Origin of the sequence: Sphingomonas sp. OTU376, assembly GCF_038440415.1 — a bacterium.
Classification (GTDB): Bacteria; Pseudomonadota; Alphaproteobacteria; order Sphingomonadales; family Sphingomonadaceae; genus Sphingomonas; species Sphingomonas kyeonggiensis_A.
In genome coordinates, this window is record NZ_JASATQ010000062.1 from 18,799 (window position 1) to 29,570 (window position 10,772).

General features: G+C 68.5%; 9 protein-coding genes. 5 read left to right on the forward strand and 4 right to left on the reverse strand.

What is annotated here, in order from left to right; all coding sequences use genetic code 11:
• Positions 1-159 precede the first annotated feature (159 nt).
• A complete protein-coding gene (locus AAHM44_RS20080; RefSeq protein ID WP_342251090.1) occupies positions 160-1,083 on the forward strand; it encodes an ABC transporter ATP-binding protein in 924 nt (307 codons plus the stop codon).
• Positions 1,076-1,921: an ABC transporter permease gene (locus AAHM44_RS20085; protein ID WP_342251091.1), complete on the forward strand. Its 846-nt coding sequence runs from the start codon at positions 1,076-1,078 to the stop codon at positions 1,919-1,921. Before AAHM44_RS20080 ends, AAHM44_RS20085 begins: the two co-directional genes overlap by 8 nt.
• A 43-nt stretch (positions 1,922-1,964) precedes the next feature.
• Here AAHM44_RS20085 and AAHM44_RS20090 read toward each other — a convergent pair whose 3' ends face one another.
• Positions 1,965-2,720, reverse strand: coding sequence for a helix-turn-helix domain-containing protein (locus AAHM44_RS20090; RefSeq protein WP_269576239.1), 756 nt, complete (start codon positions 2,718-2,720; stop codon positions 1,965-1,967).
• 242 nt (positions 2,721-2,962) lie between these two features.
• Here AAHM44_RS20090 and AAHM44_RS20095 point away from each other — a divergent pair, with 242 nt between their 5' ends.
• Positions 2,963-4,591 carry a hypothetical protein gene (locus AAHM44_RS20095; RefSeq protein WP_269576238.1) on the forward strand — a complete coding sequence of 543 codons (1,629 nt, stop codon included), beginning with the start codon at positions 2,963-2,965 and terminating at the stop codon, positions 4,589-4,591.
• Between the two features lie 183 nt (positions 4,592-4,774).
• On the opposite strand, the gene AAHM44_RS20100 is transcribed toward AAHM44_RS20095, so the two are convergent.
• From AAHM44_RS20100 to AAHM44_RS20110, 3 genes are all read right to left on the reverse strand, one after another.
• Complete coding sequence (locus tag AAHM44_RS20100) at positions 4,775-5,932, reverse strand: cytochrome-c peroxidase (RefSeq protein WP_342251092.1); 1,158 nt, start codon at positions 5,930-5,932, stop codon at positions 4,775-4,777.
• An 82-nt stretch (positions 5,933-6,014) separates the two neighbouring features.
• Complete coding sequence (locus tag AAHM44_RS20105; protein WP_342251093.1) at positions 6,015-6,908, reverse strand: SDR family NAD(P)-dependent oxidoreductase; 894 nt, start codon at positions 6,906-6,908, stop codon at positions 6,015-6,017.
• Between the two features lie 78 nt (positions 6,909-6,986).
• A complete protein-coding gene (locus AAHM44_RS20110) occupies positions 6,987-7,667 on the reverse strand; it encodes a TetR/AcrR family transcriptional regulator (RefSeq protein WP_269576235.1) in 681 nt (226 codons plus the stop codon).
• Positions 7,668-7,808: 141 nt separating this feature from the next.
• Here AAHM44_RS20110 and AAHM44_RS20115 point away from each other — a divergent pair, with 141 nt between their 5' ends.
• A complete protein-coding gene (locus AAHM44_RS20115) occupies positions 7,809-9,089 on the forward strand; it encodes a spinster family MFS transporter (RefSeq protein WP_342251094.1) in 1,281 nt (426 codons plus the stop codon).
• Positions 9,086-10,702, forward strand: coding sequence for a carboxylesterase/lipase family protein (locus AAHM44_RS20120; protein ID WP_342251095.1), 1,617 nt, complete (start codon positions 9,086-9,088; stop codon positions 10,700-10,702). Before AAHM44_RS20115 ends, AAHM44_RS20120 begins: the two co-directional genes overlap by 4 nt.
• Positions 10,703-10,772: the final 70 nt, after the last annotated feature.

Genomic DNA, 10,772 nt, shown 5'->3' on the forward strand with positions numbered 1-10,772 from the left:
CGGCTGCGGCAACGCTATGCCACCGGTATCCAGAAAGGGTCGTTCAACGTAGCGCCCGGTGGCGCGGACCGTTTCCTTGTGTATTATCTTGCTAACACGCAATCGTTCATGCACAATCCGCCGCCACGGTGCCAGCCAGGCGCCGGAAGGGGGATCAGAGTGTCCACAAGCGAACTCAGCGGGATGCCCGCGCTGGAATTGCGCGCGCTCGGCAAGACCTATGGCCGCGGGGCCGGGGCCAAGCGCGCGGTCGATGATGTGTCGCTCACCGTGCGCGGTGGCGAAGTCTATGGCTTTCTCGGCCCCAACGGCGCCGGCAAGAGCACCACGATCCGCATGGCGCTGGGGCTGATCCGCCCGAGCGACGGCGAGGTCTCGCTGTTCGGTCGCCCGGTCTCGGACCGCACGGCGCTGCGCCGGGTCGGCTCGCTGGTCGACGGCGGCACCTTCTACCCCTTCCTCTCGGGCCGCGACAATCTGCGCGTGCTCGCGCGCACCCAGGGGCATGACGGCGCGCGCATCGACGCGGTGCTCGAGCGGGTCGAGCTCAGCCGCGACGCCAAGCGCAAGGTGAAGGGCTATTCCACCGGCATGAAGCAGCGCCTCGGCGTTGCCGCCGCGCTGCTCGACGATCCCGACCTGGTGATCCTCGACGAGCCGGCCAACGGCCTCGACGCCGCCGGCATCCAGGACATGCGCACCTTGCTGCGCGGCCTGGCGGCGGAGGGCAAGGCGGTGTTCCTCTCCAGCCATCTCCTCCACGAAGTCGAGCAGATCTGCGATCGGGTGGCGGTGGTCCAAAAGGGCAAGCTGCTGCGCGAGGCGACGATCCGCGAACTGCTCGACCAGGGCGAGGCGCTGCGTGTCGAGGCCGAGCCGCTCGACAAGGCCGCGGCCGCGCTCGAGGGTAGCTGGCCGTTCGAGATCGCCGATGGCGGGCTCACCGTCCAGGCCGGTCGCGCCGAGACGCCGGCGATCGTCCGCAAGCTGGTCGAGGCCGGCGCCGATGTGTTCCGCGTGGGGCCTGACGAGCAGAGCCTCGAGGAAATCTTCCTGACCATGACGAGGGATTCCGATGCTTGATGCCGTCCGCGCCGAGGCGCTGAAGCTCCGCCGCCATCGGGCCACCTGGATGATGGTCTGGCTCTATCCGATCGTCACCACGCTGCTCGTGATCGGCATCCTGATCTACGGTGCCTTCTCGGCCCATACGACCGGCGAGGAACGCTCCGCCGCCAAGTGGATCGCCGACAGCGCGCTGCTGTGGAAGGTGCCGGGCTCCGGCCCCGGCCGCTTCCTGATCGCCGGCTTCTCGGCGGTGGTGTTCGCCGGCGAATATGGCTGGAACACCTGGAAGCTGATCATCCCGGCGCGCGCGCGCTGGCAGCTGATCGCGGCGAAATGGGTGGTCGCCTTCGGTTTCGTGATGATCGCCTTCATCGCCGCAGACCTGATCCTGCTGTTCGGCGATTGGCTCGGCTCGTTCCAGGGCGACAGGATCCCGGCCGGGGTCACCCTGGGCGCCGTCGTCGAGGCGCATTGGCAGGCGGCGGGCAACGCGCTGGTGCCGATCCTCTTCACCATCGCCTTCGCCGCGCTGTTCGCGATCCTCACCCAGTCGATCCTCGCCACGGTGATCCTGTCGATCGCGATCGTGGTGATCGAGGGACTATTCCCCTTCATCGCGCTCTGGGCCCACCAGTATGCGGCGGGGCTCGTCACCGCGCTGGTCAAGTTCCTGCCCTTCTACCACATGACAAATCTCGCCAACTGGGCGAAGGGCACGGGGCTCACCCTGCCGCTCGGGCCGGGCGACGTGGTCGCGTTCAACTGGGGCGCTTCGCTCTGGATCATTACCGCCTGGATCCTCGCGGCGGGCGCGCTCACCCAGTTCCGCTTCCTGCGGCAGGACCTCAACTGACGCTAAGGCCGGCGGGACCCGTGCGTTCCCGCCGGCCCTTGGTTCAGTCGATCGTCACGCCGACCACGCGCCAGGCGCCGCCCTCGCGCTCGAGCGTGACCGTCTCCACCGCCTCGGCCTTGTTGGCGAAGCTGGTGCGGAACTTGACCACCTCATAGCCATGGGGCGGGGCGGGCAAATTCTCCTGGCCGATCAGGGTGCGCGAGGCGACGGCGCCGAGCGGCGTGCGCACCTTCTCCGACACCGTCCGCCATACCGCCGCGGTGTTCAGCTTACGGAACGCGGCGCCGGTCGCCTTGTAGCTTTCGTCCCAGCGGCCCTGGTCGCCCAGTACGAGGAACGCGCGCGCCGCATCGACCACTTCCGGGTTCGGCGCGACTTGCGAAGCCGCGGGCGTCGCGGTCGGGGCGGCGGGGAGCAGGGCCAGCGCCAGCAGGCCAAGGGCAAAGGTCATGAGAAACACTCCAGGGATGATCCAGGGCCGGCGATGTGCCTGCCCGGCGCCGTCGACCGGCGTGGCTCCCTGATCGATCCCGGCGCGCGCCGGGTCTTCCCCGATTCCCGTGTCCCCGAACAATTCGGGTCCGCCCTCGGCTGCCAGCAACAGCCGCGCCGCCTCTCGGCTGCTCGACACCGCCATCTTGCGCCGCGCATCGCGCAGCCGCTCGTTGATCGTGTGGACGGAGAGGCCCAGGCTGCGCGCGATCGACTTGGCGTCATGCCCGCGGACGATCAGGCGCAGGGTCTGCTTTTCCTTCTCGGTCAGCGCCCAGCCCGCTTCTGTCACCCGCATGTCCATAGCTGCCAGGGCCTAGGTCAGCGATATCGTCGCAGCCACCCCAAAAAATTCGTACTCCCGGCCGATAGCCCGCGGGCTTGGTCGCATGGCTTCGGTTCCCGGTCGCAAAGCGGTCGCGGGCGCGCGCCTGCTTTCGAGAAATTTGTGGCTCTGGCGGCGCTTAGGCGTCAACAAGCGGGAGGAGAGGTGTATATGCGTGACAAGCGCACAGGTCCTCGCGTGCCTATCGGTGGAGCTTCGTCATGAGCCACAACAATCTTCCGTCCGCTCCGCGCTTTCCGATCCGCTTTTCGCGCCGTCGCGCGCTGGCGATGCTGTCGTCCACCGCGGTGGTCGCAGCCTGCAGCAGCGGCGGTGGCGGCGGTTCACCCGCCCCGTCGCCCACGCCGACTCCGACGCCCACCGCCACGCCCACCCCGGTCTCCGGCCCCGCCTGGTTCGGCTATGGCCGCAATGCCCAGCACACCGCCGTGAGCGCGATCGCCACCCAGGATCTCGGCCGCATAGCCTGGACCACTCCGATGGACCTGGCGCCGCAATATACCGCCTCGGGCGCGCTGCTCACCCATTATGGCTCGCCGGTCGTCACCACCAACAACACGATCGTCCTCCCGGTGAAGACCGCCGCCACCGGCAGCTACCGGATCGAGGGCCGGTCCGGCGCGACCGGGACGCTCCTCTGGTCGGCGACCACCGACTATGTCACGCCGCCGCGCAACTGGCTGCCGCCCTATAATCTGCTCCTCACCGCGCAGGGCCGCCTCTATGCGCCGGGCGCCGGCGGCAAGCTGCTGATGCGCGCCGATGCGGACGCCACCACCGGCACGCTCGCGACGCAGATCTTCTATGGCGCGGCCGCCTATAACGCCAATCCGGCTGCCTATGACGGCACGGTCTTCATCAACACTCCGATCACCGCCGATGCGCTGGGCAACCTGTTCTTCGGCTTCGTCGTCACCGGCGCGAACCCGGCCGGGCTGGTCAGCGGCGTCGCTCGAGTCGCGGCCGACGGCACCGGCAGCTGGGTCGGCGTCGCCACGGCGGCGGGCGACACGTCGATCGTCAAGCCCGCGATGAACTGCGCGCCGGCACTCTCGAACGATGGCGCCACCGTCTATATCGCGGTCAACCGAGGATCGACCACCGCGACCCAGACCGGCTTCCTGCTCGCGCTCGACAGCACCACGCTCGCCACCCGGGGCAAGGCCGCGCTGATCGATCCCAGCGCGCTCACGCCCGCGCGGATCAGCGATGACGGCACCGCTTCGCCCGTGGTCGGGCCGGACGGCCGGGTGTTCTACGGCGTGCTCGAGGCCCAGTTCGGCACGCACAATGCGCGCGGCTGGCTGCTCCAGTTCGACGCCTTGCTCAATCCGGTGGGCGTGCCGGGCAGTTTCGGCTGGGACGTGTCGCCCAGCGTGATTCCGGCGACGATGGTGCCGTCCTACACCGGGGTCTCCACCTATCTGCTCGTCCAGAAGTACAACAACTATGCCGGGGTAGGGACCGGCGACGGGCTCAACCGGATCGCCGTGCTCGATCCCAGGACAAGCCAGGCCGATACGATCCTGCCCGCGATCCAGGTGATGCGCGAGGTGATCACCATCGTCGGCCCGACGCGGGACGGCACCACGGCCAATTCGCGGCGCGAATGGTGCATCAACACGATGCTCGCCGATCCGCTGCGCGGCTCGATCCTCGCCAATAACGAGGACGGCATCCTCTATCGCTGGGACCTGGCGACCAACACGCTGTCGCAGAACATCCGCCTCAATACCGGGCTCGGTCAGGCCTATACGCCGACCCTGGCGGGCGCGGACGGCGCAGTCTACGCGATCAGCAACGCCACGCTATACGCGATCCGCGCCTAGGGCCGGATTTCCCGCTTCGAAGGGGATTGCTGCATCGCCCCACCTTCTTGTCCCCCGGCGAAGGCCGGGGCCCAGTTTCGGCGCAGCTGGTTGGGGTGGTCTAACCTCTCGGGCGACATTGCAACTGGGCCCCGGCCTTCGCCGGGGATCAGGGGGAAGGCGGCTATGCCCAGCGTTCCGCCCTCACCGCCGGAACGGATCGCTGAACTTCGGATCGGTCGTCAGCTTCGGGTCGCTCAGCGTCATCAGGAAGGCGACCAGCGCCGCGCGGTCCTGCGCGCTCAGGTTCAGCCGTTGCGGTGTCTTGCCCCGGCGCAGGCGAGGGTCGAGCGCGGGCCCGTCCTGTATGCCATGGTCGTAGAAGTCGATCACCTCCGCCAGCGTGGCGAAGCGGCCGTCATGCATATAGGGGCCGGCCAGGGCGACATTGCGCAGCGACGGCGCCTTGAACAGCCGCGTCTCGCCGGCGTCGAGCCCGTTGCTGTGCGCGTCCGCCGACAGCGCGAAGGTCGGCGGCAGATGGCAGGCGGAACAACCCGCGCCGCCCCGGCTCGCATCGGCCATGAACAGATGCCGCCCGCGATTCTCCTGTGGCGTGAAGCCCGGCAGGTCGACATCGAGCGCGCGATCGGGCGCAGCGGCCGAGAAGACCCGGGCATAGCCCGTGTCCCACCGGCTGCTGCTCGCGATCATCGCGCGGGTGAACCGGGCGAGCGCCAGCTGGATTCGCGCCTCGCTGATTGCGGGATCGCCGAACGCCCAGGCGAACAGCCCGGGATAATAGCCGATCCCGGCCATCTTCCGGGTCAGTGCGCCGAAGCCGCCCATATTCTCGCCCCAGCCCATCTCGACCAGGCTGTGGAACGGGTGGCTGGCCTGTGCCTCCACGCTTGCCGCGCGACGGTCCCAGAAGGTGGTGCCGGGCTGCCAGTAGCGCAGATTGCCCAGCCGCATCGCGTGGAAATCGGTGGTGCCGGCGGTGCTGATCCCGTTGCTGAACCGCATCGCGTCGGTGAAGCCGATCGCCTGCTGGTGGCAGGAAGCGCAGGAAGCGCGGTCGTTGGTACTCAGCCGCAGGTCGTAGAACAGCACCCGGCCCAGCGTCGCCACCCGGTCGTCGTTCGCGTTGGCAGCCGGGCTGTTGTCCAGTGATCGCACCGTGCCATCGAAATAGGCGGGCAGCTTCGGCCTGGAGTAATTGGCGACCCTGGAGAAATCGATGGTGGTCCGCTCGGCAACGGCTTTCGGCGTGATGGCGCCCGGCGCCTTGCCGAGCCCCCCGCACGCCGCCAATGCCAGCGTCAACGCGCTCGCAACCAGTCCCGCAGTTCCCCAGCGCATCGCACCTCCTTCGCCCGACGCGACATCGTATCGCGCTTTTCCGAAGGGGGCGACGGCTTTCCCCGTCCGGGGAGCGTGTCGCTCACCGCACCGCCGCCGCGACCGGCGCCTTGCCCGTGGCGGCGGCCACTTCGCGCTCGGCCTGGGTGAAGCCATAGGCGGGAACGATCTCGCCGGTCCGGTCGGTCACCTCGGCCCAGCCGGCCGCCACCTGCTCGCCGGCATCGGCGGCGCGGCCCACCTGGATGCCGTCGGTCAGCGTTACATGCGCGGCGGCGAAATGCCCGGCGCCGGCGCACAGGATCGCGCGGGTGGGGGCGCCTTCGCGGACCAGCGCGAGCAGGCCGGGGCTGACCAGATCGGGCGCCAGCATCTCGAGGCTCTCCGCCGAGAGCACGCCCTCGGTCATGCCCGTCGCTGCGGTGGGGGCCAGGCTGTTGACCCGGATGCCGTATTTCTCGCCTTCGATCGCCAGCGTCTGCATCAGGCCCACAAGCGCGAGCTTGGCGGCGCCGTAATTCGCCTGGCCGAAATTGCCGTACAGGCCGGAGGAGGAAGTGGTCATCACGATCCGCCCGTAGTTCTGCGCGCGCATCGTTTCCCAAACTGCCTTGCAGCAGATCGCCGCGCCGATCAGGTGGACGTCGACCACCAGGCGGAAATCGTCGATGCTCATCTTGGCGAAGCTCTTGTCGCGCAGGATGCCGGCATTGTTGACCAGGATGTCGATCCTGCCGAACCGCTCGACGGTCTCGGCGACCATCGTCGCGACGCGCAGCTCGTCGGTCACCGATGCTGCGAAGGCGATTGCCTCGCCCCCGGCCGTGCGGATCTCGGCGGCAACGGCGTCGGCGGCCGGCTGGGACAGGTCGTTGACGACGATCCTCGCGCCCCGGCTCGCCAGGTACAGCGCATGCGCGCGCCCCAGTCCGCCGCCCGAACCCGTCACAATTGCTACACGACCCGCCAGCGACATCCCGCTCTCCGTTCTGATTTTGACGGAGGGCTTCGTAGCGTCGCAATCATTCACTCGCAAGAGAGCGAATTGTTCGGACTATTTCCCGCGCTTGCAGATCTCGAGGAAGCCGGCGGCCATGAACGATGCCATCCGCTCCTTCACCGCGGCGAAGTCGTCCGAATGGCACAGGCCGTGGGAGAGCTTGTCGATGCGCCCGGTGCGGGCGAGAGTGAGCATCAGCGCGCCGGTGACGAAGTGATAGCCCCAGAAGATGTCCTCCTCGGCGCAGTCGGGCAGGGCCTGTTTGAGCAGCCCGATCAGGCGCAGCACCACCGGGTCGAAATGCGCGTCCATCAGGTCGGCGCCCCAGGCCGGGGTGTTGGCCACCTGCGCGCCGAGCTTGGCGTAGTTCTTCCAGCCCTCGCCGCCCTCGATATAGGTGTCGAGATCGGTATCGAGGAACGCCCGCAGCGCACCCTCGACGGTCGGCTTGCCCTTCACCTCGGCCTCATAGGCATCGAGTGCCTGCATCCGCCGCTCGCTGGTCACCACCGCGCGCCGGGCGAAGACGGCATCGAACAGCGCCTTCTTGTCGTCGAAATAGTAATTGAGCAGCGTGTGGTGGACGCCGACCTTCTTGGCGACGTCCTTCAGCGTGACGCCATAGAGCCCGTGCTGCGAGAACAGCTCCTCGGCAGCGTCGTAGATCTGCTCCATCGTCTCGGCGCGCTGCTCGGCCTTGCGCGAGCGGCGAACGGGCTTGGCTGTCTCGGTCACCTCCCGTCCATCCGGTCTGGCGCGGCCATCGTCAAGCCCATGCGCAGATATTCACACGCGTGATAGTGTGTGTTGACAGCGCCGCGGCCTTGCCCGCATGATGCGGGAAAGGCGGAGAAAACCGCCACGGGAGAGAGACGCGTGGAAACTCAGGCAGGTGGCAGCCGCCGCTGGATCGTGCTCGTCACGCTCACTTTCGTCTATGTCCTCAATTTCCTCGACCGCCAGCTGCTCGGCATCCTCGCCAAGCCGATCCAGGACTCGCTCCACTTGAGCGACCGCCAGCTCGGGCTGATCGGCGGGCTCTATTTCGCGATGTTCTACTGCTTCATCGCGATCCCCGTCGGCTGGCTCGCCGACCGCACCAGCCGCGTAACCATCCTTTCGCTCGCCTGCGCGATCTGGAGCGGCGCGACGATCGCCTGCGGGCTCGCCACCAGCTACACCCAGCTTGTCATCGCCCGGATGACCGTCGGCTTCGGCGAGGCGGGCGGGGTGCCCCCGTCCTACGCGATCATCACCGACACCTTCCGGCCCGGCGAGCGCGGCACCGCCTTCGGCATCTTCAACCTGGGGCCGCCGATCGGCGCGGCGCTCGGCATCGCGTTCGGCGCCTCGATCGCGGCTTTGCTCGACTGGCGGATCGCCTTCATCGCGATCGGCGCGGTCGGCGTGGTCACCGCGATCCTCGTGCCGCTTATCGTCCGAGAGCCGCGCCGCGGCGCCACCGACGTCAATCCCGTCGCCACGCCCACTGCCGCCAAGGCGCCCTTCTGGGGCACCTGCGCCATGTTCTTCACCCACCCGGTGCTCATGCTCGCCGCGCTCGGCAGCGGCGCCACCCAGTTCGTCACCTATGGCCTCGGCCAATTCGCGGTGCTGTTCCTGATCCGCGAAAAGGGCATGACCCTGCCCGAGATCGCGATCTGGTACGCGCTGGTCGTCGGTATCGGCATGAGCGCCGCGATGCTGATCTCGGGCCGCATCATCGACCGGCTGAGCCGCCGCGGCCGCACCGTCTATGCGCTCGGCCCGGCGATATCGCTCGCCATCGCCATGCCCTTCTACGTGGCGTTCGTCTGGGCCCCCGCCTGGCCGCTCGCGCTGCTGCTGCTCACTGTCGTCAACTGCTTCAACTATTTCTACCTCTCCGCCTCGGTCGCGCTCGTCCAGGAGGAGGTCCGCCCCGACCAGCGCGTGCTCTCGGGCGCCTTGCTGCTGCTGGTGATGAACTTCATCGGCCTCGGCCTCGGCCCGACCTGGGTCGGCGCCGCCAGCGACTGGTTCAAGGCGCATGGCTGGGAGCACGGCCTCCAGCTTGCCCTCTACACCCTCTCGCCCTTCTACCTGATCGCGATCGCGCTCTTCCTCACGCTCGCCCGCGTTCTCCGCGCCGAGCAAGCCGCAAAGGTGCCCGCATGAAGCCGTTCCGCCACGCCGCCATAGCCGCCGCCTTGCTGCTCTCCGGCACCGCGCTCGCCCAGGAGCCGGTCGTCAACGCGCCCTCGGGTTCGGTGAGCGGCACGCTCGAAGGCCAGATCCGCGCGTTCAAGGGCATTCCCTATGCCGTGCCCCCGGTCGGCGGCATGCGCTGGCGCCCGCCCGCGCCGATGCAGCCCTGGGCCGGCACCCGCGCCGCAAAGGATTTCGGCCCCGCCTGCGTCCAGCCCCAGGCCAAGGCACCGACCAACGTCTATGCCCCCGCCACGCCGCTGCCGGTCAGCGAGGATTGCCTGACGCTCAACATCTGGGCGCCGGCGAACGCAAAGAAGGCCCCGGTCTTCTTCTGGATCCATGGCGGCGCGCTCTCGGGCGGGTCGAGCCGCGAGCCGATGTATGACGGCCGCAAGCTCGCCGAGCAGGGTGTCATCGTCGTCTCGATCAACTACCGTCTCGGCGTGCTCGGCTGGCTCGCCCATCCGGCGCTCTCGGCCGAATCCCCGCAAAAGGTCTCGGGCAATTACGGCCTGCTCGATCAGATGGCCGCGCTCGCCTGGGTGAAGCACAATATCGCGGCCTTTGGCGGCGATCCCGCCAGGGTGACGATCGCGGGCGAATCCGCCGGCGGCCTTAGCGTGATGTTCCTGATGGAATCGCCGCTCGCCCGCGGCACCTTCTCCCAGGCGATCGCCCAGAGCGCGTACATGGTCGCGATGCCCAGCCTCAGGAAGGAGGCGTATGGCGCGCCCTCGGCCGAGGCGGTCGGCACGATGCTCTCGGCCGGGCTCCAGGCCCCGAACCTCACCGCGCTGCGCGGCATGGACGCCCAGACGCTCACCGACGGCGCGGCGAAGCTCGGCTTCTTCCCGTTCGGCGTGGTCGACGGGCTCGTCCTGCCGAGCCAGATGGTCGAGGCGTTCGACCAGGGCAAGCAGGCCCCGGTGCCGATCCTCACCGGCTTCAACCAGGGCGAGATCCGCTCGCTCCGCATGCTCGCCCCCAAGGCGCCGGCCACCGCCGAGGAGTATGAGAAGGCCATCCGCGAAAAGTACGGCGAATTCGCCGACGCCTTCCTCAAGCTCTATCCGGCCGCGACCTACAAGGAGAGCATCCTCGCGACCACCCGCGACGCGCTCTACGGCTGGACCAGCGAGCGCCTCGCCCGCAAGCAGGCCGCGCTCGGCAAGCCGGCGTATGTCTATCTCTGGGATCACGGCTATCCGGCGATGGACGACAAGGACCTCCACGCCTTCCACGCCAGCGAGCTGCCCTATGTCTTCGGCAACCTGACCTCGCTGCCCCCGCTCTGGCCGACGATCCCCGCGAGCGACCGGCCCTTGTCCGACGCGATGCTCGGCTATTGGGCCAGCTTCGTGAAGACCGGCACCCCGGGTACCGCCTGGCCGGCGTTCGGCAAGGACCGCGCCTATCTCCACATTACCAACACGCCCAAGGCGGAGGCGGACCTGATGCCGGGCATGTACGACCAGTACGAAGCCGTGGTCTGCCGCCGCCGCGCCGCCGGGGTCGCGTGGAACTGGAACGCCGGCCTGGCCTCGCCCAAGCTGCCTGCGAAGGCAAAGGGCTGTCAGTAAAATTCCCCTCCCTGCAAGGGAGGGGCTAGGGGTGGGTTAGAAAAGGCCGGGCGCGGTGGCCGGCGGTTTC